Annotated in this window: 31 protein-coding genes; 1 reads left to right on the top strand and 30 read right to left on the bottom strand. The window is 64.2% G+C overall.

Annotation, left to right across the window (positions count from 1 at the left end; all coding sequences use genetic code 11):
- Nucleotides 1–36: 36 nt before the first annotated feature.
- The 28 genes from rpsM to rpsL all read right to left on the bottom strand — a co-directional run bounded on the left by rpsM (nt 37) and on the right by rpsL (nt 16,900).
- Nucleotides 37–405 (bottom strand): 30S ribosomal protein S13, encoded by a 369-nt coding sequence (gene rpsM, locus ACQR1D_RS11640; protein WP_315714555.1) that lies wholly within the window; start codon nt 403–405, stop codon nt 37–39.
- A 195-nt stretch (nt 406–600) separates the two neighbouring features.
- On the bottom strand, nt 601–1,470 hold the full coding sequence (locus ACQR1D_RS11635; RefSeq protein WP_434838348.1) for an adenylate kinase: 870 nt from the start codon (nt 1,468–1,470) through the stop codon (nt 601–603).
- 84 nt (nt 1,471–1,554) lie between these two features.
- Nucleotides 1,555–2,889: a preprotein translocase subunit SecY gene (secY, locus tag ACQR1D_RS11630; protein WP_315714557.1), complete on the bottom strand. Its 1,335-nt coding sequence runs from the start codon at nt 2,887–2,889 to the stop codon at nt 1,555–1,557.
- Between the two features lie 156 nt (nt 2,890–3,045).
- The gene (rplO, locus tag ACQR1D_RS11625) at nt 3,046–3,531 is read right to left on the bottom strand and encodes a 50S ribosomal protein L15 (protein WP_009031841.1); all 486 of its coding nucleotides are present in this window, start codon (nt 3,529–3,531) and stop codon (nt 3,046–3,048) included.
- An 11-nt stretch (nt 3,532–3,542) separates the two neighbouring features.
- Nucleotides 3,543–3,734: a 50S ribosomal protein L30 gene (gene rpmD / locus ACQR1D_RS11620; protein WP_006611856.1), complete on the bottom strand. Its 192-nt coding sequence runs from the start codon at nt 3,732–3,734 to the stop codon at nt 3,543–3,545.
- 44 nt (nt 3,735–3,778) lie between these two features.
- Nucleotides 3,779–4,351 (bottom strand): 30S ribosomal protein S5, encoded by a 573-nt coding sequence (gene rpsE / locus ACQR1D_RS11615; RefSeq protein WP_006611855.1) that lies wholly within the window; start codon nt 4,349–4,351, stop codon nt 3,779–3,781.
- Nucleotides 4,352–4,399: 48 nt separating this feature from the next.
- Nucleotides 4,400–4,762, bottom strand: coding sequence for a 50S ribosomal protein L18 (gene rplR / locus ACQR1D_RS11610; RefSeq protein WP_006611854.1), 363 nt, complete (start codon nt 4,760–4,762; stop codon nt 4,400–4,402).
- A gap of 11 nt (nt 4,763–4,773) precedes the next feature.
- On the bottom strand, nt 4,774–5,307 hold the full coding sequence (gene rplF / locus ACQR1D_RS11605) for a 50S ribosomal protein L6 (RefSeq protein ID WP_172108074.1): 534 nt from the start codon (nt 5,305–5,307) through the stop codon (nt 4,774–4,776).
- Between the two features lie 13 nt (nt 5,308–5,320).
- Nucleotides 5,321–5,719 (bottom strand): 30S ribosomal protein S8, encoded by a 399-nt coding sequence (gene rpsH, locus ACQR1D_RS11600; protein ID WP_315714559.1) that lies wholly within the window; start codon nt 5,717–5,719, stop codon nt 5,321–5,323.
- 13 nt (nt 5,720–5,732) lie between these two features.
- Nucleotides 5,733–6,038, bottom strand: coding sequence for a 30S ribosomal protein S14 (gene rpsN / locus ACQR1D_RS11595; RefSeq protein WP_315800970.1), 306 nt, complete (start codon nt 6,036–6,038; stop codon nt 5,733–5,735).
- Nucleotides 6,039–6,081: 43 nt separating this feature from the next.
- Nucleotides 6,082–6,639: a 50S ribosomal protein L5 gene (gene rplE / locus ACQR1D_RS11590; RefSeq protein ID WP_315800971.1), complete on the bottom strand. Its 558-nt coding sequence runs from the start codon at nt 6,637–6,639 to the stop codon at nt 6,082–6,084.
- A complete protein-coding gene (gene rplX / locus ACQR1D_RS11585; RefSeq protein ID WP_315737601.1) occupies nt 6,632–6,946 on the bottom strand; it encodes a 50S ribosomal protein L24 in 315 nt (104 codons plus the stop codon). Before rplX ends, rplE begins: the two co-directional genes overlap by 8 nt.
- Complete coding sequence (gene rplN / locus ACQR1D_RS11580; protein ID WP_006611848.1) at nt 6,946–7,314, bottom strand: 50S ribosomal protein L14; 369 nt, start codon at nt 7,312–7,314, stop codon at nt 6,946–6,948. Before rplN ends, rplX begins: the two co-directional genes overlap by 1 nt.
- Before the next feature lie 99 nt (nt 7,315–7,413).
- Nucleotides 7,414–7,662: a 30S ribosomal protein S17 gene (gene rpsQ, locus ACQR1D_RS11575; protein WP_015667612.1), complete on the bottom strand. Its 249-nt coding sequence runs from the start codon at nt 7,660–7,662 to the stop codon at nt 7,414–7,416.
- A 10-nt stretch (nt 7,663–7,672) separates the two neighbouring features.
- A complete protein-coding gene (rpmC, locus tag ACQR1D_RS11570; protein WP_006611846.1) occupies nt 7,673–7,879 on the bottom strand; it encodes a 50S ribosomal protein L29 in 207 nt (68 codons plus the stop codon).
- Between the two features lie 5 nt (nt 7,880–7,884).
- Entirely contained in the window at nt 7,885–8,298 is a 414-nt protein-coding gene (gene rplP, locus ACQR1D_RS11565) for a 50S ribosomal protein L16 (protein ID WP_008963467.1), read from the bottom strand.
- Nucleotides 8,299–8,338: 40 nt separating this feature from the next.
- Nucleotides 8,339–9,049, bottom strand: coding sequence for a 30S ribosomal protein S3 (gene rpsC, locus ACQR1D_RS11560; protein WP_012045041.1), 711 nt, complete (start codon nt 9,047–9,049; stop codon nt 8,339–8,341).
- 21 nt (nt 9,050–9,070) lie between these two features.
- Nucleotides 9,071–9,451, bottom strand: a complete 381-nt coding sequence (rplV, locus tag ACQR1D_RS11555; protein ID WP_315714562.1) for a 50S ribosomal protein L22 — start codon at nt 9,449–9,451, stop codon at nt 9,071–9,073.
- A gap of 10 nt (nt 9,452–9,461) precedes the next feature.
- Complete coding sequence (rpsS, locus tag ACQR1D_RS11550) at nt 9,462–9,740, bottom strand: 30S ribosomal protein S19 (RefSeq protein WP_006611842.1); 279 nt, start codon at nt 9,738–9,740, stop codon at nt 9,462–9,464.
- 12 nt (nt 9,741–9,752) lie between these two features.
- On the bottom strand, nt 9,753–10,586 hold the full coding sequence (gene rplB, locus ACQR1D_RS11545; RefSeq protein ID WP_006611841.1) for a 50S ribosomal protein L2: 834 nt from the start codon (nt 10,584–10,586) through the stop codon (nt 9,753–9,755).
- A gap of 12 nt (nt 10,587–10,598) precedes the next feature.
- On the bottom strand, nt 10,599–10,898 hold the full coding sequence (locus ACQR1D_RS11540; protein ID WP_172108066.1) for a 50S ribosomal protein L23: 300 nt from the start codon (nt 10,896–10,898) through the stop codon (nt 10,599–10,601).
- Complete coding sequence (rplD, locus tag ACQR1D_RS11535) at nt 10,895–11,515, bottom strand: 50S ribosomal protein L4 (RefSeq protein WP_006611839.1); 621 nt, start codon at nt 11,513–11,515, stop codon at nt 10,895–10,897. The genes ACQR1D_RS11540 and rplD overlap by 4 nt, the downstream gene beginning before the upstream one ends.
- Nucleotides 11,516–12,235 carry a 50S ribosomal protein L3 gene (gene rplC, locus ACQR1D_RS11530; RefSeq protein WP_006611838.1) on the bottom strand — a complete coding sequence of 240 codons (720 nt, stop codon included), beginning with the start codon at nt 12,233–12,235 and terminating at the stop codon, nt 11,516–11,518.
- A 57-nt stretch (nt 12,236–12,292) separates the two neighbouring features.
- A complete protein-coding gene (gene rpsJ, locus ACQR1D_RS11525; RefSeq protein WP_002712302.1) occupies nt 12,293–12,601 on the bottom strand; it encodes a 30S ribosomal protein S10 in 309 nt (102 codons plus the stop codon).
- Between the two features lie 90 nt (nt 12,602–12,691).
- A complete protein-coding gene (gene tuf / locus ACQR1D_RS11520; protein ID WP_006611837.1) occupies nt 12,692–13,882 on the bottom strand; it encodes an elongation factor Tu in 1,191 nt (396 codons plus the stop codon).
- Nucleotides 13,883–13,921: 39 nt separating this feature from the next.
- Nucleotides 13,922–15,994: an elongation factor G gene (gene fusA, locus ACQR1D_RS11515; RefSeq protein WP_434838349.1), complete on the bottom strand. Its 2,073-nt coding sequence runs from the start codon at nt 15,992–15,994 to the stop codon at nt 13,922–13,924.
- 33 nt (nt 15,995–16,027) lie between these two features.
- Nucleotides 16,028–16,498, bottom strand: a complete 471-nt coding sequence (rpsG, locus tag ACQR1D_RS11510; protein ID WP_006611835.1) for a 30S ribosomal protein S7 — start codon at nt 16,496–16,498, stop codon at nt 16,028–16,030.
- Nucleotides 16,499–16,528: 30 nt separating this feature from the next.
- The gene (gene rpsL, locus ACQR1D_RS11505; protein ID WP_006611834.1) at nt 16,529–16,900 is read right to left on the bottom strand and encodes a 30S ribosomal protein S12; all 372 of its coding nucleotides are present in this window, start codon (nt 16,898–16,900) and stop codon (nt 16,529–16,531) included.
- Nucleotides 16,901–17,549: 649 nt separating this feature from the next.
- Between rpsL and ACQR1D_RS11500 the strand changes: the two genes are divergently transcribed.
- Nucleotides 17,550–18,782 (top strand): FAD-dependent oxidoreductase, encoded by a 1,233-nt coding sequence (locus ACQR1D_RS11500; RefSeq protein ID WP_434838350.1) that lies wholly within the window; start codon nt 17,550–17,552, stop codon nt 18,780–18,782.
- Here ACQR1D_RS11500 and ACQR1D_RS11495 read toward each other — a convergent pair.
- The gene (locus ACQR1D_RS11495) at nt 18,710–21,034 is read right to left on the bottom strand and encodes an ABC transporter ATP-binding protein (RefSeq protein ID WP_434838351.1); all 2,325 of its coding nucleotides are present in this window, start codon (nt 21,032–21,034) and stop codon (nt 18,710–18,712) included. The genes ACQR1D_RS11500 and ACQR1D_RS11495 overlap by 73 nt on opposite strands.
- Before the next feature lie 86 nt (nt 21,035–21,120).
- Nucleotides 21,121–23,184 (bottom strand): FAD-dependent oxidoreductase, encoded by a 2,064-nt coding sequence (locus tag ACQR1D_RS11490; RefSeq protein WP_434838352.1) that lies wholly within the window; start codon nt 23,182–23,184, stop codon nt 21,121–21,123.
- Nucleotides 23,185–23,307: the final 123 nt, after the last annotated feature.

Below are 23,307 nucleotides of genomic sequence, written 5' to 3'. Positions count from 1 at the left end.
CCCCTATCCGCCACCCGCCATCAGCAGTTCGCCAGATTACTTCTTCTTGCCGGCAATCGCCTTGGCCGGTCCCTTGCGCGTGCGCGCATTGGTGTGGGTGCGCTGGCCGCGCACCGGCAGACCGCGGCGATGGCGCAGGCCGCGATAGCAGCCGAGGTCCATCAGACGCTTGATGTTGATGCCGGTCTCGCGCCGCAGGTCGCCCTCGACGACGTAGTCGCGGTCGATGATTTCGCGGATCTGCAGGACTTCCTGGTCGCTCAGCTGGTTGACGCGACGATCCTCGGCGATCTTGACCTTGTCAATGATCTCGCCCGCGATCTTCGGGCCGATGCCATGGATATACTGGAGCGCGATCAGAACGCGCTTGTTGGTCGGGATGTTGACACCGGCAATACGGGCCACGGACTTCTCTCCTGTCACCGATCCCAGGATGGACCGGCCTTCGTTCTCGCTATCTCGGGCAGGCGTCCGCAAACGCGAACAAGACGCCCACCCCTCGATTCGTGGGGCCCGGCATCTTTGGAAAACCATCCGACTTGGATGCGGGCTTATTAATGGATTCACACGGCGGTCGTCAACCGCCCCTACAAGATTCGATCACCTCTTGGCGCGCTTTTTTGCAGCCTTTGCAGAGGTTTTCCGGGTTCCCTTGGCCGCCTTGGCAGCGGGCTTGGGAGCCTTCTTCGAGGCCTTGGAGGCTTTCTTGGGGGCCGCCTTTGCTCCCTTTTTGGCTGTCTTTGCGGCCTTTTTCGTCGGCGCAGGCGCCTTCGGAGCCTTTTTAGCGACCTTCTTGGCCGATTTGGCCGGCGCGGTCTTCCCCGCAGCCTTGGCACTGCGCTTGGCCGGGCTCGCCTTCTTCGCCGCCCGGCTGCCGCCGGTGTTACCGACGGCGGCCAGGATCCGTCCGATCTCCTCGGTGACCTGCTCGATCGGCATCATGCCGTCGACGGTCGCCAGCATCCGGTGGTCCGAATAATAGTGGATCAGAGGCTCGGTCTGGTCGCGGTAGCTGGCCAGGCGCTTGGTCAGGACCTCCGGCGTATCATCGGCCCGCACAGCCTCGCCGCGCGCGCGGGTCTCGGCGGCCCGGCGCTCGACGCGCTCAAGCAGCACGCCCTCATTGACCCGGAGCTCGATCACCGCGTCGAGCTTCATCTGCTTCTGCTTCAGCAGCGCATCCAGCGCCTCCGCCTGCGGCACCGTGCGCGGGAAGCCGTCAAGGATGAAGCCATTGGCAGCGTCCGGCTGCTCGATCCGGTCCGCGATGATGCCGACCACGACCTCGTCAGGCACCAGACCGCCCGCCGCCATGATGTCCTTCGCCTTGAGCCCGATCGGCGTCTGAGCGGCGACCGCGGCGCGCAGCATGTCGCCGGTCGACAGCTGAACGATGCCGTATTGCTGGACCAGGCGCTGCGCCTGCGTCCCCTTGCCCGAACCGGGCGGCCCCAGAAGAATGAGTCTCATCGAATTTCGCCCCCCGGCACACGGTGAGCGACCCTCCCGCACACCTTGTTCTTGGCTTGGTGGTTCCCGGGCCGCGATCCGCCGCTATCCGCGGCGGCGCCCCCGCAACTTCGACTTCCTGATCAGCCCCTCATACTGATGGGCGAGCAGATAACCCTGAACCTGCGCCACGGTATCCATCGTAACGCTGACCACGATCAGAAGCGAAGTGCCACCAAAGTAGAACGGGACGGAAGCGTAGGAAATCAGAATTTCCGGGATCAGACACACGATCGCCAGATAGATGGCGCCGAGCACGGTGATCCGCGACAGCACGTAATCGATATATTCCGCGGTGCGCTCGCCCGGCCTGATGCCCGGGATGAAGCCGCCATGCTTCTTCAGATTGTCGGCGGTCTCGGTCGGGTTGAACACGATCGCGGTGTAGAAGAAGGCGAAGAACAGAATCAGCGCCAGATACAGCACCAGGAACAGCGGCCGGCCATGGCCGAGCTGGGTGGTGATCCACTGGAACCACTCGGGTCCCTTGCCGGCGTTGAAATTGGCGACCGTGGTCGGCAGCAGCAGCAGCGACGAGGCGAAGATCGGCGGGATCACGCCCGATGTGTTCAGCTTCAGCGGCAGATGCGAGGACTGGCCCTCGAACATCTTGTTGCCGACCTGGCGCTTCGGATACTGGATCAGGAGCCGGCGCTGGGCGCGCTCCACGAACACGATGAAGGCGATCACGGCAACCGCCATCACGATGACGATCAGGATCAGGCCGGTCGACAGCGCGCCCTGGCGGCCGAGTTCCAGCATGTTGGCGAGTGCAGAGGGCAGCTCCGCGACGATGCCGGACAGGATGATCAGCGAGATGCCGTTGCCGATGCCGCGCGAGGTGATCTGCTCGCCGAGCCACATCAGGAACATGGTGCCGCCGGTCAGCGTGATCGCGGTCGAGAGGCGGAAGAACAGGCCGGGATCGGCGACGACGTTGCCGGCGCCTTCGAGGCCGACGGCGATGCCGTAGGACTGCACGGCAGCCAGGATCACCGTCAGATAGCGGGTGTACTGGTTCAGCATCTTGCGGCCAGCCTCCCCCTCTTTCTTGAGGGCTTCGAGCTGGGGCGAGACGGTGGTGAGCAGCTGAATGATGATCGATGCCGAGATGTACGGCATGATGTTCAGCGCGAAGATCGCCATGCGGTGAATGCCGCCGCCGGCGAACATGTTGAACATGCCGAGAATGCCGCCGGCCTGGGTGCGGAACACCGAGTCCCAGATGTTCGGGTCGATGCCGGGCAGCGGAATGTAGGTGCCGAGGCGGTAGACCAGCAGCGCGCCGAGGGTGAACCAAATGCGCTTCTTCAGCTCATCGGCCTTCGCGAGCGCGCCGAAATTGAGGTTTGCCGCCAGTTGTTCCGCTGCTGAGGCCATGTCTAGCTTTCTCCCGCCGCCCTTCTTGACCGCATCAGCCCCGCGAGGGCTCGCGAGGCTTGGGCAGACGTCGGATATTATCTGGTACGCGAGCGCGTTCTGTCCATTGCCCTGCCCTCTCCAGCACAAGCCGGCAGCAGGGCAATGACGCAGATGTTACGCCGCCTCGCCTTCGTCCTTGGCTGGCGCCAGGAGCTTGACGGTGCCGCCGGCCTTCTCGACCGCCGCGATCGCCGACTTCGAGGCACCATGCACCTCGATGTTGATCTTGGCCTTGAGCTCGCCGCGGCCGAGCAGACGCACGCCGTCCTTGGCGCGACGCAGCGCACCGGACTTCACGAGGGACTCGGCGTTGATCACGCTGCCGGCATCGAGCTTCTTGGCATCGATCGCCTGCTGGATCCGGTCGAGATTGATCTCGACGAAATCGAGCGCGAAGATGTTGTTGAAGCCGCGCTTCGGCAGACGGCGATGCATCGGCATCTGACCGCCTTCGAAGCCCTTGATGCGCACGCCGGAGCGCGCGGTCTGGCCCTTGCCGCCACGGCCCGAGGTCTTGCCCTTGCCGGAGCCGATGCCGCGGCCGACGCGCATGCGCTTCTTGCGCGCGCCGGCGTTGTCGGCGATATCGCTGAGCTTCATCGCCCTTCTCCTTACTTCTCGTCGACGATGCGGACGAGATGATGAACCTTGGTGATCATGCCGCGGACCGCCGGCGTATCCGGCAGCTCGGTCACGCGGCCGATCTTGTTGAGCTTCAACCCGATCAGCGTCTCGCGCTGCGAGTGATGCCGGCGGATCGGGCTGCCGATCTGCTCGATCTTGATCGTCTTGGCGCTAGCCATGGTCTTCACTCCGAGATGCGCCGGCCAGAGGCGGCGCGCGTTCGTTAGTCGGCAGCTGCCTCGGCATCGCCACCGACGCGGCGGGCCTGCAGGGTCGACACCTTGATGTTGCGGCGCGCGGCAACCGAGCGCGGTGAATCCTGGTGCTTCAGCGCGTTGAAGGTCGCGCGCACCATGTTGTACGGGTTGGACGAGCCGATCGACTTCGCCACCACGTCCTGGATGCCCAGCGTCTCGAACACGGCGCGCATCGGGCCGCCGGCGATGATGCCGGTACCGGCCGGAGCCGCACGCAGATAGACGCGGCCCGCACCGTGACGACCGAAGATGTCGTGGTGCAGGGTCCGGCCCTCGCGCAGCGCGACGCGGGTCAGGTTGCGCTTGGCGGAGTCCGTCGCCTTGCGGATCGCCTCCGGCACTTCGCGTGCCTTGCCGTGGCCGAAGCCGACCCGGCCCTTCTGATCGCCGATCACGACGAGCGCCGCAAAGCCGAAGCGCTTACCGCCCTTCACGACCTTCGCGACTCGGTTGATGTGGACGAGCTTGTCGACGAACTCGCTGTCGCGCTCCTCGCGCTCCTTGCGATCGCGACCGCCTCGTTCCCGTTCACCTGCCATGGTGCTATCCAATCTTCTGAGGGGCTCTCGCGCCCATATCCATTGATGTTAGAAGCTCAGCCCGCTCTCGCGCGCCGCGTCGGCCAGGGCCTTGACGCGACCGTGATAGAGATAGCCGCCGCGATCGAACACGACTTCCTTGATCCCCGCCTTCACCGCGCGCTCGGCGAGCAGCTTGCCCACCGCCTTCGCCGCATCGATGTCGGCACCGGTGTTGCCGGCCGAGCGCATCTCCTTCTCCATCGACGACGCGGAGGCGAGCGTCTCGCCCTTCTGATCGTCGATGACCTGAGCGTAGATGTGCTTCGACGAACGGAACACCGACAGGCGTGGACGGCCGCCGGCGGAGCGGCGCAGCGACAGCCTCACGCGCTGCTTGCGCCGGGCATTCGTAACCTTTGCTCTCGACATGTCCGGCTCCGTTACTTCTTCTTGCCTTCCTTGCGGAAGATGAATTCACCCGCGTACTTCACGCCCTTGCCCTTGTAGGGCTCCGGCGGCCGGTAGGCGCGGATTTCGGCGGCCACCTGGCCGACGCGCTGCGGGTCGATGCCCGTGACCGTGATCTCGGTCGGCTTCGGCACCGCGATCGTGATGCCCTCCGGGATCTGGTAGACGACGTCATGGCTGTAGCCGAGCGCGAGCTGCAGGTTCTTGCCCTGCATCGCGGCGCGGTAGCCGACGCCGGTGATCTCGAGCTTCTTCTCGAAGCCCTTGGTCACGCCTTCGACCAGGTTGGCGATCTGGGCGCGCGCGGTGCCGTACAGCGACCGGGCGCGCTTGGTCTCGGCGCGCGGAGCAACCTTGACCTGGCCGTTCTCGAACTTCACGTCCACGTCGTCATGGACGATGAACTGAAGCTGGCCCTTCGGCCCCTTCATCTTGACGGTCTGTCCGTCGACGGAGGCCGTCACTCCGGACGGCACCGCCACAGGCTTCTTGCCAATACGTGACATGGCTCAATCCTTCTTAGAACACCGTGAAGAGAACTTCACCGCCGACATTCGCGTCACGCGCGCTATGGTCGGCCATGATTCCCTTCGGCGTCGACAAAACAGAAATTCCGAGCCCGTTGTTCACGCGCGGCAGGTTCTTCACCGAGGTGTAGACGCGGCGGCCGGGCTTGGAGACGCGCTCGATCTCGCGGATCACGGGCTCGCCGTCGAAATATTTCAGCTCGATCTCGATCTCGCTGCGGCCCGACGGATGCTCCAGCGTGGCATAGCCGCGGATGTAGCCTTCGGACTTCAGCACCTCGAGCACGCTGGCGCGCATCTTGGAGCCGGGAGTCGAGACCTTCGACTTCGAGCGCATCTGCGCGTTGCGGATGCGGGTGATCAGATCGCTGATGGGATCGTGCGTTGACATGGTGCGATCCTCCTTACCAGCTCGACTTCACGAGGCCCGGAACCAGGCCCTTGGACCCGAGCTCGCGCAACGCGATGCGGCTCAGCTTGTTCTTGCGATAGTTCGACCGCGGACGGCCGGTCAGCTCGCACCGGTTGCGGATGCGGGTCGCCGACGAATTGCGCGGCATCTCGGCCAGCTTCAGGGTCGCGGCAAAGCGCTCCTCCATCGGCTTTTCCTTGTCGGCGATGATCGCCTTCAACCGGGCGCGCTTCGGGGCGGCGTTCTTGGCCATCCGCTTGCGCCGGTTGTTCTTCTCGACTGAACTCTTCTTTGCCATGCTTGGCTCCTGGGTATCCGCGTTTGAGAGGCTGTTCAGCGTCTCACTGCCGGAACGGGAAATTGAATGCGGTCAGAAGGGCACGGGCCTCGTCGTCGGTCGTCGCGGTGGTGCACACCGTGATGTCCATGCCCCAGCTCTCCCCGGCCTTGTCGAAGTCGATCTCGGGGAAAATGATGTGCTCCTTGATGCCGAGCGAATAGTTGCCGCGGCCGTCGAAGCTCTTCGGGTTCAGGCCGCGGAAGTCGCGGACGCGCGGCAGCGCGACGTTGATCAGGCGGTCGATGAACTCGTACATCTTGGTCTTGCGCAAGGTGACCTTGCAGCCGATCGGCTGGTTCTCGCGCAGCTTGAAGGTCGCGATGGCGACGCGCGAATAGGTCACGACCGCCTTCTGGCCGGCGATCAGCGACAGGTCGGCCGCCGCCGTCTCCGCCTTCTTGCGGTCGTTGACCGCCTCGCCGATGCCCATGTTGAGCACGACCTTGTCGAGCCGCGGCACCTGCATGACGTTGGCGTAGCCGAACTTCTCGGTCAGCTGGCTCTTGATCTTGCGATCATATTCCTCGCGCAGGCGCGGGGTGTAAGCGGTCTCAGCCATCGATCTCAACTCCCGAGCTCTTGGCAACGCGGACCTTCTTGCCGTCCGCCTGAATCTTGAATCCAACGCGCGTCGGCTTGCCGTCCTTGCCGACATACGCGACGTTAGACAGGTTGATCGGCGCCTCCTTGGAGATGATGCCGCCTTCCTGGTTCTGGGTCTGCTTCTGGTGACGCTTCACCAGGTTGATGCCGCGTACCAGCGCGGTGCCCTCGTCGGGACGCACCTCGAACACCTCCCCGGTGCGACCCTTGTCGCGGCCGGTCAGGACGATCACCTTGTCGCCCTTGCGGATCTTGGCAGCCATCACAGCACCTCCGGCGCAAGCGAAATGATCTTCATGTGGTTCTTGGCGCGCAGTTCGCGCGGCACCGGCCCGAAGATGCGGGTGCCGACCGGCTCCGACTGGTTGTTGATCAGGACGGCCGCGTTGCGGTCGAAGCGGATCACCGAGCCGTCGGCGCGGCGGATGTCCTTGCGGACGCGCACCACGACGGCCTTCATGACGTCGCCCTTCTTCACCTTGCCACGCGGAATGGCTTCCTTGATCGACACCACGATGATGTCGCCGACGGTGGCATAGCGGCGCTTCGAGCCGCCCAGCACCTTGATACACATGACACGGCGTGCGCCGGAATTATCGGCCACGTCGAGGTTGGTCTGCATCTGAATCATTGATGCACCTCGTCCTCTTCATCTGCTGCGCAGGAAAGCTGCGCCTTGTTTGATCCCGAAAGCGAAACCGGCCCCTTTGACAGGGCCGCGTCTCGCGCCTCAGGCGGTTTTCTTGTGCTCGCCCCGGATCACGGTCCAGCGCTTGAGCTTCGAGATCGGCTTGCTCTCCTCGATCCACACCATGTCGCCCGGCTTGAACTCGTTGTTCTCGTCGTGCGCGTGGTAGTTCTTCGAGCGGCGGATGGTCTTCTTGTAGATCGGGTGGGTGAAGCGCCGGTCGACGCGCACAACGATCGTCTTGGCCTGCTTGTCGCTGACGACGACGCCCTGAAGGGTCCGTTTCGGCATGTCGAGCCTCTTACTTCGTCTTGGCGCGCTGCTGCGCGGCGATGGTCTTGATACGGGCGATGTCGCGGCGCGCCTCACGCAGCCGCGCGGTATTCTCCAGCTGCCCGGTGGCACGCTGGAAGCGCAGGTTGAAGCGCTCCTTCTTCAGATTGACGATCGCATCGTCCATCTGATCGGGGCTCATCGCGCGAATGTCGGCAATCTTCATCTCGGCCATGACCATTACTCCGCAATGCGTTCGACGAAGCGCGTCTTGATCGGCAGCTTGGCGGCCGCCAGCAGCAGCGCCTCGCGCGCGATCTGGTTGCTCACGCCGTCGATCTCGAACATCACCCGGCCCGGCTTGACGCGGGCCACCCACAATTCCGGCGAGCCCTTGCCGGAGCCCATGCGGACCTCGGCCGGCTTCTTCGACACCGGAAGATCCGGGAACACGCGAATCCAGACGCGGCCGGCGCGCTTCATGTGACGGGTCAAGGCACGACGAGCGGCCTCGATCTGGCGCGCGGTGACGCGATCCGGCTCCATCGCCTTCAGCCCGAACTGGCCGAAGGCCAGCGTCGCGCCCGAGGACGCAACGCCGTGGATACGGCCCTTATGCGCCTTTCGGAACTTGGTCTTCTTTGGTTGCATCATGGCTTTGAGCCCTCAAACCTGTCTTGTCGCGGCTGATCGATCAGGCCGCGTCGCGGCGCGACCGGGGCTGCGAGCTCTCGCCGCCGCCTTCGTTCATCCGCTTGTCCTGTGCCATCGGATCGTGCTCGAGGATCTCGCCCTTGAAGATCCAGACCTTCACGCCGCAGGTGCCGAAGGTGGTGAACGCGGTGGCCACACCGTAGTCGATGTCGGCGCGCAGCGTGTGCAGCGGCACCCGGCCCTCACGATACCACTCCATGCGGGCGATTTCCGCGCCGCCCAGACGACCCGAGCAGTTGATGCGGATGCCCTCGGCGCCGAGACGCATCGCCGACTGCACGGCGCGCTTCATGGCGCGGCGGAACGCAACGCGACGCTCGAGCTGCTGCGCGATCGATTCGGCGACCAGCGTGGCATCGAGCTCCGGCTTGCGGATCTCGACGATGTTGATGACGACGTCCGACGAGGTGATGTCGGCGACGCGCTTGCGCAGCTTGTCGATGTCGGCGCCCTTCTTGCCGATCACGACGCCCGGACGTGCCGAGTGGATCGTGACGCGGCACTTCTTGTGCGGACGCTCGATCACGATGCGGGCAACGGCCGCCTGCTTGAGCTCCTTGTGCAGGATCTCACGGATCTTGACGTCTTCATGCAGCAGCTTGCCGTACTCGGCCTTGCCGGCGAACCAGCGCGAATCCCAGGTCCGGTTGATGCCGAGACGCAGACCGATCGGATTGATCTTTTGACCCATCGTATTCTCCCAGCGCCTGCTTTAAGCGCTCGCCTCGACCTGACGCACAATGATCGTCAGCTGCGAAAACGGTTTGAAAACTCGGCCCGAACGGCCACGGCCGCGCGGCGAGAAACGCTTCATCACGATTCCCTTGCCGACGAAAGCCTGCGATACGACGAGATCGTCGACCTCGAGCTCGTGATTGTTCTCGGCATTGGCGATCGCCGATTCCAGGCACTTCTTGACGTCGACCGCAATCCGCTTGCGCGAGAACTGCAGGTCGGCGAGGGCGGCCGACGCCTTGCGGCCGCGGATCATCTGCGCCACCAGGTTCAGCTTCTGCGGGCTCACCCGAAGCATCCGGGCCACAGCCTTGGCCTCGTTTTCGGGGAGGCTCCGTTCGCGCTTTGGTTTGCTCATCGCTTAATCCTCAAGCCTTCTTGGCTTTCTTATCGCCCGAATGGCCGTGGAAGGTGCGGGTCGGCGAAAACTCACCGAACTTGTGGCCGACCATCTCTTCGTTGATCGCCACCGGCACGTGCTTCTGGCCGTTGTAGACGCCGAACGTCAGGCCGACGAACTGCGGCAGGATGGTCGAGCGGCGGCTCCAGATCTTGATGACGTCGTGACGGCCGGACGCGCGCGCCGCATCTGCCTTCTTGAGCAGCGACGCCTCGACGAACGGGCCTTTCCAGACTGAACGAACCATGTCCGTCGTTCCTTACTTCTTCCGCTTGTGGCGGCTCAAGAGAATGAATTTATCGGTCGACTTGTTGGTGCGGGTCTTCTTGCCCTTGGTGGGCTTGCCCCACGGAGTGACCGGGTGACGACCGCCCGAGGTACGGCCTTCGCCGCCGCCGTGCGGATGGTCGATCGGGTTCATCGCGACACCGCGGTTGTGGGGCCTGCGGCCCATCCAACGCTTGCGGCCGGCCTTGCCGATCGAGGTGTTCATGTGGTCCGGGTTCGACACCGCACCGATGGTGCCGCGGCAGCGGCCATGCACCAGACGCTGCTCGCCCGAGTTCAGGCGGACGATCACGTAGTCCTGGTCGCGGCCGACGATCTGGGCGTAGGTGCCGGCCGAACGCGCGAGCTGGCCGCCCTTCCCGATCTTGACCTCGATGTTGTGCACGATCGTGCCGACCGGCATGTTGCCCAGCGGCATGACGTTGCCCGGCTTCACGTCGACATAGTTGCCGGCGACGATGGTGTCGCCGACCGCCAGGCGCTGCGGCGCCAGGATGTAGGCGAGCTCGCCATCCTGATACTTGACCAGGGCGATGAAGGCGGTCCGGTTCGGATCATACTCCAGGCGCTCGACGGTCGCGGGAACGTCGACCTTGTCGCGCTTGAAGTCGACCGTGCGGTACGACTGCTTGTGGCCGCCGCCGAGGAAGCGAACCGTGATGCGGCCGGTGTTGTTGCGACCGCCGCTCGACTGCTTGCCTTCGGTCAGCGCCTTGACCGGCTTGCCCTTGTACAGGGCCGAACGATCGACCATCACCAGCTGGCGCTGGCCGGGCGTCGTGGGATTGAATGTCTTCAGTGCCATGGCAGCTCAGCCTTACAGTCCGGTGGTCACGTCGATACGGTGGCCCTCTTCGAGGGTCACGATCGCGCGCTTGCTGTCCGATTGCGAACCGAAATTGCCGCGGAACACCTTGGTCTTGCCCTTGCGGACGAGCGTGTTGACGCTCTTGACCTTGACGTCGAACAGCTTCTCGATCGCTTCCTTGATCTGCGGCTTGGTCGCCTTTGCGGCCACCTTGAACAGAACCTTGTTGTGCTCCGAGGCGAACGTCGCCTTCTCGGTCACGACCGGCGCGATGATGATGTCGTAGTGGCGCGGATCGATGGTCTTCATTTGAAGCGCGCCTCCAGCGCATCGATCGCCGCCTTGGTCAGCACGAGCTTCTGACGGCGCAGGATGTCGTAGACGTTGATGCCCTGGATCGGCAGCACGTCCAGGTTCGGGATGTTGCGGGCCGCAGCGGCGAAGCCGTTGTGCAGCTCGGCGCCGTCGATGATCAGCGCGTTGGTCAGGCCGAGACCCGAGAAGTGGCCGATCAGCGCCTTGGTCTTCGCCGCCTCGAGGGTGGCGTTCTCCAAGACGACCAGATCACCGTCCTTGGCCTTGGCCGACAGCGCATGCTTCAGAGCGAGCGCACGGACCTTCTTCGGCAGGTCGGTCGCATGCGAGCGCACGACCGGACCGAAGGCGCGGCCGCCGCCACGGAACTGCGGCACGCGAGCCGAGCCGTGACGAGCACCGCCGGTGCCCTTCTGCTTGTACATCTTCTTGCCGGTGCGCCAGATCTCGGCGCGCCCCTTGGCCTTGTGAGTGCCGGCCTGGCGCTTGTTCAGCTGCCACTGGACGCAACGCTGAATGATGTCAGCGCGCGGCTCCAGACCGAAGATGGCGTCGGACAGCTGGACGGAGCCGGCTTCCTTGCCCTCGAGGGTGGTGACTTTCAGTTCCATTTATGCGCCCTCCTGCACGGCCGGCGCTTCGGCAGCCTGCTCACCCGCGACCTTGAACTTGCCGGGCTTCGGCGCTTCCTTCGGCAGCGGCTTCTTGACGGCGTCCCGCACCGAGATCCATCCGCCCTTGGAGCCGGGCACCGCGCCTTCGACCAGGATCAGGCCGCGCTCGACGTCCGTCTGCACCACACGCAGGTTCAGCGTGGTGATGCGGTCGACGCCCATGTGACCGGGCATCTTCTTGTTCTTCCAGGTCTTGCCGGGGTCCTGACGACCACCGGTCGAACCGATCGAACGATGCGAGATCGACACACCGTGCGTGGCGCGAAGACCGCCGAAGTTCCAGCGCTTCATGCCGCCGGCGAAGCCCTTACCGACCGAGGTGCCGGTAACGTCGACGAACTGGCCGACGACGAAGTGGTCGGCCTGGATCTCGGCGCCGACCGGGATCAGCGAATCCTCGCTGACACGGAATTCGGCAAGCTTACGCTTCGGCTCGACCTTGGCGACCGCGAACTGGCCGCGCTCCGCCTTCGGCATGTAGACCGTCTTGCGGCTGCCGCTGCCGAGCTGCAGCGCGACATAGCCGTTCTTCTCGGTGGTGCGGTGACCGACCACCTGGCAATTGCCGAGCTTCAGCACGGTCACGGGGATATGTTCGCCGGTCTCCGTGAAGACCCGCGTCATCCCGACCTTTTGTGCGATCACTCCGGAGCGCATCGGCGTGCTTCCTGTTCTTCTCTATGTCCGCGATGGGGCGAACGTGAATCCAAAAACTTAGAGCTTGATCTCGACGTCGACGCCGGCGGCCAGGTCGAGCTTCATGAGAGCATCGACGGTCTGCGGGGTCGGATCGACGATGTCGAGCAGGCGCTTGTGGGTACGCATCTCGAACTGCTCGCGGCTCTTCTTGTCGACGTGCGGCGAACGGTTCACGGTGAACTTCTCGATGCGGGTCGGCAGCGGAATGGGTCCGCGAACCTGCGCGCCGGTCCGTTTCGCCGTGTTGACGATCTCGCGCGTCGACGTATCGAGGATACGATGGTCAAACGCCTTGAGACGGATGCGGATATTTTGGCCGTTCATTGCCGTATCTTTCTTTGAGTAGTGAGTGGCGAGTAGCGAACGGCGAATGGATATCTCCATTCGCCACCCGCCATTCCCTATTCGCTGTTGTTACTCGATGATCGAGGCGACGACGCCGGCGCCGACGGTGCGGCCGCCCTCGCGGATGGCGAAGCGCAGCTTCTCCTCCATCGCGATCGGCACGATCAGGTGCACTTCCATCGCGATGTTGTCGCCCGGCATCACCATCTCGGTGCCTTCCGGCAGGTGAACGACGCCGGTCACGTCGGTCGTGCGGAAGTAGAACTGCGGACGATAGTTGGTGAAGAACGGCGTGTGACGGCCGCCCTCTTCCTTGGTGAGGATGTACGCCTCAGCCTTGAACTTGGTGTGCGGCTTGACCGAACCCGGCTTGCACAGCACCTGGCCGCGCTCGACGTCCTCGCGCTTGGTGCCGCGGAGCAGCGCACCGATGTTGTCGCCCGCCTGGCCCTGATCGAGCAGCTTGCGGAACATTTCAACGCCGGTGACGGTGGTCTTCTGCGTCGGACGGATGCCGACGATCTCGATTTCCTCACCGACCTTGATGATGCCGCGCTCGACACGGCCGGTCACGACGGTGCCGCGGCCCGAGATCGAGAACACGTCTTCGACCGGCATCAGGAAGGGCTGATCGATCGGACGCTCCGGCTGCGGAATGTACTCGTCGACATTGCGCATCAGCTCGAGGATGGCGTCGTGGCCGAGCTTCTTGTCCGAATCTTCGAGAGCGGCGAGCGCCGAGCCCTTGATGATCGGGATCTTGTCGCCCGGGAATTCGTACTTCGAGAGCAGCTCGCGAACCTCGAGCTCGACCAGCTCGAGCAGCTCCGGATCGTCGACCATGTCGCACTTGTTGAGGAACACGACCAGCGCCGGCACGCCGACCTGGCGGGCGAGCAGGATGTGCTCGCGGGTCTGCGGCATCGGGCCGTCAGCAGCCGACACGACCAGGATCGCGCCGTCCATCTGCGCGGCGCCGGTGATCATGTTCTTCACGTAGTCGGCGTGGCCGGGGCAGTCGACGTGCGCGTAGTGGCGGTTCTTGGTCTCGTACTCGACGTGAGCGGTCGAGATGGTGATGCCGCGAGCCTTCTCTTCCGGCGCCTTGTCGATCTGGTCGTAGGCAGTGAACGTCGCACCGCCCGTCTCGGCCAGGATCTTGGTGATTGCAGCCGTCAGCGAGGTCTTGCCGTGGTCGACGTGACCGATGGTGCCGATGTTGCAGTGGGGCTTGTTACGTTCAAACTTAGCTTTGGCCATTTGACTCTCCGTTCAGTCGCTAACTTGAGCTAACGACAATCAGGCAAACTTCTTCTGGACTTCGGCCGACACGTTGGCCGGCGCTTCAGCGTAGTGCGAGAACTGCATCGTGAAGGTCGCGCGGCCCTGGCTCATGGAGCGCAGGTTGTTCACGTAACCGAACATGTTCATGAGCGGCACCATCGCGTTGATGACGTTGGCATTGCCGCGCATGTCCTGGCCCTGGATCTGGCCACGACGCGAGTTCAGGTCGCCGATGACCGAGCCGGTGTAGTCTTCCGGGGTCACCACCTCGACCTTCATGATCGGCTCGAGCAGAACCGACTTGCCCTTCTGCAGCGCCTCGCGGAAAGCCGCGCGAGAGGCGATTTCGAAGGCCAGCGCCGACGAGTCGACGTCGTGATACTTGCCGTCGACCAGCGCCACCTTGACGTCGACCACCGGGAAGCCGGCGACCACGCCCGCGCCGAGCACGCTCTCGATGCCCTTCTCGACGCCCGGGATGTATTCCTTCGGAACCGCACCGCCGACGATCTTGGACTCGAACACGTAGCCGCCACCCGGCTCGTTCGGCTCGACCACGAGGCTCACGGCCGCGAACTGGCCGGTGCCGCCGGTCTGCTTCTTGTGGGTGTAGTCCACATTGGCCGGCTTGGTGATGCGCTCACGGAACGCCACCTGCGGCGCGCCGATGTTCGCATCGACCTTGTAGGTACGCTTCAGAATGTCGACCTTGATGTCGAGATGGAGCTCGCCCATGCCCTTGAGGATGGTCTGGCCCGACTCGTGATCGGTCGAGACGCGGAAGGACGGATCTTCCGCGGCCAGCTTCGCCAAGGCGACGCCGAGCTTCTCCTGGTCGGCCTTCGACTTCGGCTCGATCGCAATCTCGATGACCGGCTCCGGGAATTCCATCTTTTCCAGGATCACCTGGTTCGACGGATCGCACAGCGTATCACCGGTGCGGGCTTCCTTGAGGCCTGCGAGGGCGACGATGTCGCCGGCATAGGCTTCCTTGATGTCCTCGCGGTTGTTCGCATGCATCAGGAGCATGCGGCCGATGCGCTCCTTCTTCTCGCGGGTCGAGTTCACGACGCCGGTGCCCGAGGTCAGGACGCCCGAATAGATGCGGCAGAAGGTGATGGTGCCGACGAACGGGTCGTCCATGATCTTGAACGCGAGCAGCGCCAGCGGCTCCTTGTCGTCCGCCTTGCGCACGACCTCGTTGCCCTTGTCGTCGGTGCCCTTGATCGCAGGCACGTCGAGCGGCGACGGCAGATAGTCGACGACGGCGTCGAGCAGGGGCTGCACGCCCTTGTTCTTGAAGGCCGAGCCGCACAGCACCGGATAGAACGCACCGGTCAGCACGGCCTTGCGGATCAGGCGCTTCAGGGTCGCCTCGTCCGGCTCCTTGCCGTCCAGGAACGCGGTGAGCGCGTCGTCATCGAGCTCGACGGCGGCTTCCACCAGCTTCTCGCGATATTCCTTGGCCTGATCGGCCAGATCAGCCGGGATCTCGGCGTAGTCGAACTTCGCGCCGAGCGCCTCGTCGTTCCAGACGATCGCCTTCATGGTCACGAGGTCGATGCAGCCCTTGAAGTTGTTCTCAGCACCGATCGGCAGCTGGATCGCAACCGGCTTCGCGCCCAGGCGGTCGACGATGTCGGCCAGGCACTTGAAGAAGTCGGCGCCGGTCTTGTCCATCTTGTTGGCGAAGACGATGCGCGGCACCTTGTACTTGTCGCCCTGGCGCCAGACGGTCTCGGTCTGCGGCTCGACGCCCTGGTTGGAGTCGAGCACGCACACGGCGCCGTCGAGCACGCGAAGCGAACGCTCGACCTCGATGGTGAAGTCGACGTGGCCAGGGGTGTCGATGATGTTCAGGCGCTTGCCGTTCCAGAACGCGGTGGTGGCAGCCGAGGTGATCGTGATGCCACGCTCCTGCTCCTGCTCCATCCAGTCCATCGTCGCGGCACCTTCGTGCACTTCGCCGATCTTGTGGCTCTTGCCGGTGTAATAGAGGATGCGCTCGGTCGTCGTGGTCTTACCGGCGTCGATATGCGCCATGATACCGAAGTTACGGTAGTCCTCGATGGCATGTTGGCGGGGCATGAAGGTGTTCCCTGATTTCCGTTCGGGCCGCTGTTACCAGCGGTAGTGCGAGAAGGCGCGGTTGGCTTCCGCCATCCGGTGCACGTCTTCACGCTTCTTCACGGCGTTACCCCGATTGTTCGAGGCGTCGAGCAGCTCCGCCGAAAGCCGCTCAGTCATCGTCTTCTCGTTGCGGTCGCGCGCGGCCGAGATCAGCCAGCGGATGCCCAGCGCCTGCCGGCGGGTCGAACGAACCTCGACCGGCACCTGGTAGGTCGCGCCGCCGACGCGGCGGGAGCGGACCTCGATGGTCGGCATGACGTTTTCGAGGGCCTGCTCGAACACCGTCAGCGGGCTCTGCTTGGTCTTGGCCTCGATGATGCCGAACGCGCCGTAGACGATACCTTCGGCGACCGACTTCTTGCCGGCGTACATCACCGAGTTCATGAACTTGGTGACGATGATGTTCCCGAACTTCGGATCCGGAAGCACTTCACGCTTTTCGGCTGAATGGCGACGCGACATGTGATCTTGTTCCCGCTTCTCTCGAACGTCTTACTTCGGACGCTTCGCGCCGTACTTCGAACGGCGCTGCTTACGGTTCTTGACGCCCTGGGTATCCAGCACGCCGCGGAGGATGTGGTAGCGCACGCCCGGCAAGTCCTTGACGCGGCCGCCACGGATCATGACCACCGAGTGCTCCTGCAGGTTATGGCCTTCACCCGGAATGTAGCCGATCACCTCGAAGCCGTTGGTCAGGCGCACCTTGGCGACCTTACGAAGCGCCGAGTTCGGCTTCTTCGGGGTCGTGGTGTAGACGCGCGTGCAAACGCCACGCTTCTGCGGCGACTGCTGCAGCGCCGGCACCTTCTTGCGCGACTTCTGCACTTCGCGCGGATTTGCGATCAGCTGGTTGATCGTCGGCATCTTGGCCTTCACCCTTCTCAACGTTCGCACGGAGACCGCGACCGGCTTCCGCAAATTCTGTTCGAGGTTCCCCGCCTCACCGGGCCGTTTCGCGCGATCAAAACCCGCGCAAAACGAAATCGCGCCAACCGTTCATCGCTGAACGGAAAGCGCTTGACGCCACAGAGGACCGCGATCACCACCAGTCAGCTTGCGCTGGCGGGCGGCCTACCGAGGTCATGCATCCGAAATTGGTCTCCAGAGAACGAGCTCGAGAGATCTAATATCGTTTTGGCATTGCCTAGCTATGATCGACAGCGTTTGAGCGGCATTCGTCGAGGGTGGTGCCCGTCCCGCCCTGTTCCGGGTGGTCTGGGTGATCCGTACCGACGCTGGCGAAGCTCACCGCCTGTCGTTGAGTGCCGGCCTTTTATAAGCGGTAAATATCCAAGTCAAGCAAAACGACGCCGCAGGACGCGCAAAGAAGCGCTTCTGGCCGCTGCAGTTTCCGCTCCGACCGCGCCCCTACATCCTAAGGTATCTGTAGACCGCAGAGCCCTGCCCGCGCCGGCCCAGCCCCTCTCCAACCCAGGGACATATCCAGAGACATTGAAGATAAGGCTTTTTTTGGCTTTGGCCGACAAGGATGGCGCCCACGACGAGGCGCCCCGTGACAGACTATACCGATATTGCGATCATTGGCGGCGGCTTGGCCGGCTCGATCACGGCCGCCATGCTCGGGCGTGCCGGCATCCCGGCGATTCTGGTCGATCCCCACGCGATCTCCCCGTCCGACTTTCGAATCGAGAAGATCTCCGGTGCCGGGCAGATCGGCCGATTCCGTCGCACCGGGATCGCCGACAAGGCGTTAACCCAAGCCACCCTGACCCCGGAGAACTGGATCGCCCGATTCGGCTACGTGCTCGAACGGGCTCCGGTCCCGCAATACGGCATCCTTTACGACACGCTGGTGACGGCCGTGCGCGACGAGATCCGCGGCCGCGTGACGCGAATCGTCGCCAAGGCCGTGGCGATCACGCCAGGCGAGGATCGCCAGTCGGTCGTGCTGTCCAACGGGCAGACGATCTCCGCCCGTCTCGTCGTGCTCGCCAACGGGCTGAACGTTGGGCTGCGGCACATGCTGGGAATCACCCGCAAGATCACCAGCCCCGCCCATTCGATCTCGATCGGGTTCGACCTGACGCCGGCCGGCCGCGCCGCCTTCCCGTTCCCGGCCATGACCTACTTCCAGGAGCGGGCCGACGCGCGGGTGCCCTACATCACCCTATTCCCGATCGGCGAGCGTATGCGGGCGAACCTGTTCGCCTATCGCGAGGTGGACGACCCCTGGCTGCGGGCGATCCGGCGCGCCCCGGTCGAAACGCTGATGGCCGCCCTGCCCGGCCTGCGGCGGATCACCGGCCCGTACGCCGTGAGGGGGGAAGTGAAGGTCCGCCCCGCCGACCTCACCATCAACACTGGATACCGCATGCCGGGCGTCGTGCTCGTCGGCGATGCCTTCTGCACCACCTGCCCCGTCACCGGCACCGGCTCCGACAAGGTGTTCACCGACGTCGAGCGCCTCTGCAACGTCCACATTCCGCGCTGGCTGGCGACTGACGGCATGGGCGAGGCCAAGATCGCGGCCTTCTATGCCGACCCGGTCAAGATCGCCTGCGATGCGTGGTCGCTCGACAAGGCCTGGAATTTCCGATCGGTCTCGATCGGGGCCAGCCCCTATTGGCAGGCACAACGCTGGGCGCGCTTTGCGGTCTCGCTCGGCCGCGGGATTCAGCAGCGGCTGACGAAGACCAATGCGCCGCTCAACGTCTATTCCTCGTCATCGTCATCATCCTCCTCGTCGTCGTCATCCTCCTCATCATCGCTGTCGTCGTCGGCCTGATCGAGCCGGCTCGGCTGATGGCCCTGGTCGTCCCAGAGCTTGCGATAGGTCCCATTCTTCGCCAGGAGCTCGGCGTGGCTACCGCGCTCGATCGCCCGGCCGCCGGAGATGACGATGATCTCGTCCATCTCGACCACCGAGGTCAGGCGGTGGGTCGACCAGATCATGGTACGGCCCTTGGCGACCTTCAGCAGGGTGCGGTTGATCGCGGCTTCCGTGGTCTGGTCCAGCGCCGAGGTCGCCTCGTCGAGCAGCAGCACGGACGGGTTGCGGATGATGGCACGGGCGATCGCGATGCGCTGGCGCTGGCCACCGGACAGCGTGTCGCCGCGCTCACCGACGATGGTGTCGTATTTCTGCGGCAGGCTCATGATGTAGCGGTGGATCTCGGCCTTCTTGGCCGCCTCCTCCACCTCCGCGTCGGTGGCGCCCTCCTTGCCGAGCCGGATGTTTTCCCGCAGCGACATGTTGAACAGCATGTTCTCCTGGAACACCACGGCCATGCTGCCGCGCAGCGAATCGCGCGTCACCTTGCGGATGTCGACGCCGTCGATGGTGACGCGGCCTTCATCGGGCACATAGAGCCGCAGGATCAGGTTGAGCAGCGTGCTCTTGCCCGAGCCCGACGGACCGACGATCGCGATCCGCTTGCCGACGTCGAGCTTGAGGCTCAGATTGTCGAGCACCGGCGTCTGGCTACCCTCGTACTGGAAGGTCACGCGCTCGAAGGTGATGTCGTGGCTGATGCGGGGCAGATCCGGCGCGCCGGGCCGGTCGGCACCGCGGGTCGGCTCGTCCAACAACTCCTGCATGTGCCGGATCGCGGCCGCCGACGAGATCGACACCGGCACGAAGTGCATGACATGGGCGATGTTGTAGGACACCTCCCAGAATGCGCTCTCGAAGGTAACGAAGGTGCCGATCGTGATCTGGCCCTTGGTGGCGAGATAGGCGCCGAGAGCGAGCACGACGAGATGCAGCAGCAGCACCGAGATCGTGACGGTGCGCTCGACCATGGTCGACAGGAACATCGCATCGGCCATCTTGCGCCGCGCCGCGTCGTTGCGGAAGCTGAACCAGCCGAACACCTTGCGGTGCAGGCTGAAGGCCTTGATGACGGCTTGCGCCGCGATGTTCTCCTGGATCACGCCGAGCAGCGACGCTTCGTTCAGTTTCTGCTCGTAATTGGCCTGAACCGCCTTCGGCGTCAGGATGCGCGGGCCGATCAGGGTGATCGGAAACACCAGCAGCGCGATCGCAGCGAGCTGCCAGTTCAGGAACAGCATCAGAATGATGCCTGCAATCAACTCGAGGAACGGCAGCACGGCGCTGTTGGCGAAACTCTTCACGACGTTCTCGAACGCCGACATGTCGACCGAGAAGCGCGACAGGATCTCGCCGCGCTTGGTGCGCTGGAAATAGGCCGCCGGCAGGTTCTGCACGTGGTCGAACAGCCGGGTGCGGACATCCGAGATGACGCAGGCCGCCAGCCGCGCATCCCAGCGCTCGTAGAGCACGGCAATGATCGAGGTGACGATGCCTGCAACCGCGAGCACGCCGAGGATGCGATAGAGCGCCTCGAAATCCTCTTCGCCGAGCGCATCGTCGATCAGGAACTTGAGGCTGAGCGGCATGATGACGTTGAACAGGGTCTCGATCAGCACGCCGATCGACACGAAGGCGAGCATCTTCTTGTATTTCGCGAGCAGCGGCGAGACGAAGCCGTAGATGGTGGCGAGCGCGCCGGCGGCCTCGCGCGCGGTGTAGACGACGAGGTCTTCGTCGTCATCGTCGTCGTCGAGATCGTCGTCCTCGTCCTCGCCGTCCTCGTCGTCATCATCGTCGGAAGGCGGCGGCGCAGGCTTGCTGGCTTGTGGCGGCTTTGAGGGCTGCGCCGGCTTTGAAGGCGGCGCCGGCTCTGGCGGCTGTGCCGGCTTGGTCGCCTCCGGCGGCGTGCCGGCCAGTAACGGCTCGGAGGGCTGCAGCGCTTCGGTGGTCGGCGGCAGGGCGGCGGCCGGTGCTTGAGTTGCCGGCGGCGATTCGGGTGTCGTTGGCGTCGCGGCGGTTCCGGAAAGCCGCTTTGCGATCTCGGCAGCGGCGCCGGCGGCAGCCGCAATTCGTTCGCCAGCGATCCGATCGTCTTCGGTCTGACCGGGCGCAGCCGAGGCCGAACCGGGTTTCGAGCCTCGCTTCGAGCCTGATTTGGAGGCCGGACCCGACCCTGACTTGGACTCTGGTTTCTTGGGCGCCATGCAACCAACCGAAGCAGCGTGGCCGACGACGCGCCAGCCTTGCGCGTCAGGCCTTTAACATCTGCACGGCGCCGCGGCCAGCGTCCTCAGTCTTCGTCCTCGACCTTGTCGAAGAACGAGTAACGCAGGCTGTCCGCGTCGGCGTACCATTGGCCCGGGCCTTTGTTGGCCGCGAGCGTCGCGGCCCACACCTCGTCGGTGCAGTCGCGGCGATGCATGGCAAGATCGAAGCCGTTGCCGAAGAACAGCTCCGACCACTCCCACCAGGTGCCGAGCTTCTTGACCCCGCGCAGCAGGTCGTAGCGGTCGACGAGCGCCGGAGCCATGTCCGAGGTGATCGAGCCGAACACGAGGCCGGTCTTGACGACGCGGTTCAGTTCGCGAATCGCGCGCGCAACCTGCTTGTCACCGAGGTGGCAGAGGCTGGTCTCGAACACGAAATCGAACTCGCCGGTCTTGAACGGCATGTCCGTGATCGAGCCGAGCTTGTTGTACTTCTTGAGCGCCTTCGGCGTCTTGCCGTGGATGTAGCGGTTGTTTTCGATGCCCCAGGCATCGATGCTGCGCTCGCGGAGCGCTCCCACCAGTTCACCGCTCGCGGAGCCGGCGACCAGGAGCTTGTAGCCTTTGCCCTTGCCGGCCCGGTTCCAGACGATCTTGATCAGGCTGGTCAGATAGTCCGGATCGGTGAACTGCGACCACGCTTCGCTGTACGGCCCCCGCCCGCGATAATTGTCGAAATAGTCCCGGTCGATCTTGTCCGACAGCGGCATCTCGGCCTGCGAGCGGACGCGGCGCAGCCGCATCATTTCGGTCAGGATGATGTCGGTGGCGGCGTCCGAGGAATCGAGCAGTCCGTTCAAGGTTGAATCGAACAGGTAGTCACCGACCACGACGATGCCGGGGTGCTCCTTCGGCTCAGGCCGGTGATTGGTCATGACGTCGCGTACCGGCAGACCGCCGGGCAGCGCGTTGACGGACGACAGCCAGCGATGGATCTTGCCTTCCATGAAGTGCGCGCGCGCGTCGCCGAGCGCCGCCGGGAGCGACTTCAGCGCGGCATCGATCAGTTCCTGGTCCGACAGGTTGGCGAAGGCGAGCGCATCCGAGCCTGCGATCAGCCAGTTGAGCACGCCGTGCTTGCCGACATCGTGGCGCGAGCCCTCGTTGTAGATGCAGCAGCCGCCGAACGCCTCAGACATGAACCAGGAGCCCGGAATCTTCTCGCCCCAGAACGGCTCGTCGAACAGGATCGAGACGCGCAGGTAGTGCGCGGGACGATCGAAATAGGCGATGTGCTTGATCATCGACTGGCGCAGCTTCTCGCCCTCCCAGCCGACCGTCGACAGCCAGGAATGCGGCAGGCACACCAGCACGAGATCGAACTCGCGCGTCTCCGGCCCCTTGCCGTTCATCATGTTGAGCCGGTAGCGGCCCGCCTCCGTCTTGCCGATGCGGAGCACGCGATGATTGAGCTGGATGTCGGCATCGACCTCGGAGCGCAGGCACTCGATCAGTTGCTCGTTGCCGTTCTGAATCGAGTACAGGCCGATATAGTCGTCGATATCCATCACGAAGTTCTTGAGCGCATTGAGGCCGTTGGTGTTGTGGGCCTCGGTCGCGAGGTCGGAGCGCGACATCACCTTGAAGAAGCGCTTGGCGGTGGGATCCTCGACCTCCTCATCGAGCAGCTCCTCGCAGGTCTTGTAGGCCCAGGGGTGCTCGTTGTCGTGGGCGCCGACGCCCTCGTAATATTCGACCGGCGACATCACGTCGGTGCAGCGCTTGCGGAACGCCTCGACCGCGGCGGCCGTCTTCGGCCCGTATTTGCGGCGCAGCCCCGGCACGTCGTCGAGCAGCTCGCCGTCGAGCTGGACCTGCAGCGCATCCATCGGAATCGTCTGCAGCCCGAAATGCTGGATCAGCTCGCGCAGCGGATCAGGGCCGGTCATCGAGTAGTCGTAGATTTCTGCGACACCAGCCTCGTACATCGCCGGAGCGGTATCGAACTTGCGCGTCACGATCTTGCCGCCGAGCCGGTCGGATGCCTCGTAGATCGTCACCTTGCAGAGATCGCCGAGTTTGCGCCTCAGATACCAGGCGCTCATCAGGCCACCCGGACCGCCACCAACAATCGCAAGGTCAAGCATCGAAGTTCCGCCATCTCCGGCTGTCAGCGACGTTGCCGGTCGTCCATATCAGGGGTCCTGCCACCCTCGGGGCTCGATCGGCCATAGCCTACCCGGCCCGCAGAAGGTTTGCGCCGGAGCAAA

Origin of the sequence: Bradyrhizobium sp. HKCCYLRH2047, from assembly GCF_051168175.1 — a bacterium.
GTDB lineage: Bacteria > Pseudomonadota > Alphaproteobacteria > Rhizobiales > Xanthobacteraceae > Bradyrhizobium.
The sequence above is the reverse complement of the archived record's forward strand: the minus strand, read 5'-3'. Positions and strand labels throughout refer to the sequence as shown.

Excerpts from the sequence above, each read along its gene's own strand:
- ACQR1D_RS11635 (WP_434838348.1), bottom strand. The coding sequence starts at position 1,470 with ATGAGACTCATTCTTCTGGGGCCGCCCGGTTCGGGCAAGGGGACGCAG.
- secY (WP_315714557.1), bottom strand. The coding sequence starts at position 2,889 with ATGGCCTCAGCAGCGGAACAACTGGCGGCAAACCTCAATTTCGGCGCG.
- rplO (WP_009031841.1), bottom strand. The coding sequence starts at position 3,531 with ATGAAGCTCAGCGATATCGCCGACAACGCCGGCGCGCGCAAGAAGCGC.
- rpmD (WP_006611856.1), bottom strand. The coding sequence starts at position 3,734 with ATGGCTAGCGCCAAGACGATCAAGATCGAGCAGATCGGCAGCCCGATC.
- rpsE (WP_006611855.1), bottom strand. The coding sequence starts at position 4,351 with ATGGCAGGTGAACGGGAACGAGGCGGTCGCGATCGCAAGGAGCGCGAG.
- rplR (WP_006611854.1), bottom strand. The coding sequence starts at position 4,762 with ATGTCGAGAGCAAAGGTTACGAATGCCCGGCGCAAGCAGCGCGTGAGG.
- rplF (WP_172108074.1), bottom strand. The coding sequence starts at position 5,307 with ATGTCACGTATTGGCAAGAAGCCTGTGGCGGTGCCGTCCGGAGTGACG.
- rpsH (WP_315714559.1), bottom strand. The coding sequence starts at position 5,719 with ATGTCAACGCACGATCCCATCAGCGATCTGATCACCCGCATCCGCAAC.
- rpsN (WP_315800970.1), bottom strand. The coding sequence starts at position 6,038 with ATGGCAAAGAAGAGTTCAGTCGAGAAGAACAACCGGCGCAAGCGGATG.
- rplE (WP_315800971.1), bottom strand. The coding sequence starts at position 6,639 with ATGGCTGAGACCGCTTACACCCCGCGCCTGCGCGAGGAATATGATCGC.
- rplX (WP_315737601.1), bottom strand. The coding sequence starts at position 6,946 with ATGGCTGCCAAGATCCGCAAGGGCGACAAGGTGATCGTCCTGACCGGC.
- rplN (WP_006611848.1), bottom strand. The coding sequence starts at position 7,314 with ATGATTCAGATGCAGACCAACCTCGACGTGGCCGATAATTCCGGCGCA.
- rpsQ (WP_015667612.1), bottom strand. The coding sequence starts at position 7,662 with ATGCCGAAACGGACCCTTCAGGGCGTCGTCGTCAGCGACAAGCAGGCC.
- rpmC (WP_006611846.1), bottom strand. The coding sequence starts at position 7,879 with ATGGCCGAGATGAAGATTGCCGACATTCGCGCGATGAGCCCCGATCAG.
- rplP (WP_008963467.1), bottom strand. The coding sequence starts at position 8,298 with ATGATGCAACCAAAGAAGACCAAGTTCCGAAAGGCGCATAAGGGCCGT.
- rpsC (WP_012045041.1), bottom strand. The coding sequence starts at position 9,049 with ATGGGTCAAAAGATCAATCCGATCGGTCTGCGTCTCGGCATCAACCGG.
- rplV (WP_315714562.1), bottom strand. The coding sequence starts at position 9,451 with ATGAGCAAACCAAAGCGCGAACGGAGCCTCCCCGAAAACGAGGCCAAG.
- rpsS (WP_006611842.1), bottom strand. The coding sequence starts at position 9,740 with ATGGTTCGTTCAGTCTGGAAAGGCCCGTTCGTCGAGGCGTCGCTGCTC.
- rplB (WP_006611841.1), bottom strand. The coding sequence starts at position 10,586 with ATGGCACTGAAGACATTCAATCCCACGACGCCCGGCCAGCGCCAGCTG.
- ACQR1D_RS11540 (WP_172108066.1), bottom strand. The coding sequence starts at position 10,898 with ATGAAGACCATCGATCCGCGCCACTACGACATCATCATCGCGCCGGTC.
- rplD (WP_006611839.1), bottom strand. The coding sequence starts at position 11,515 with ATGGAACTGAAAGTCACCACCCTCGAGGGCAAGGAAGCCGGCTCCGTC.
- rplC (WP_006611838.1), bottom strand. The coding sequence starts at position 12,235 with ATGCGCTCCGGAGTGATCGCACAAAAGGTCGGGATGACGCGGGTCTTC.
- rpsJ (WP_002712302.1), bottom strand. The coding sequence starts at position 12,601 with ATGAACGGCCAAAATATCCGCATCCGTCTCAAGGCGTTTGACCATCGT.
- tuf (WP_006611837.1), bottom strand. The coding sequence starts at position 13,882 with ATGGCCAAAGCTAAGTTTGAACGTAACAAGCCCCACTGCAACATCGGC.
- fusA (WP_434838349.1), bottom strand. The coding sequence starts at position 15,994 with ATGCCCCGCCAACATGCCATCGAGGACTACCGTAACTTCGGTATCATG.
- rpsG (WP_006611835.1), bottom strand. The coding sequence starts at position 16,498 with ATGTCGCGTCGCCATTCAGCCGAAAAGCGTGAAGTGCTTCCGGATCCG.
- rpsL (WP_006611834.1), bottom strand. The coding sequence starts at position 16,900 with ATGCCGACGATCAACCAGCTGATCGCAAATCCGCGCGAAGTGCAGAAG.
- ACQR1D_RS11495 (WP_434838351.1), bottom strand. The coding sequence starts at position 21,034 with ATGGCGCCCAAGAAACCAGAGTCCAAGTCAGGGTCGGGTCCGGCCTCC.
- ACQR1D_RS11490 (WP_434838352.1), bottom strand. The coding sequence starts at position 23,184 with ATGCTTGACCTTGCGATTGTTGGTGGCGGTCCGGGTGGCCTGATGAGC.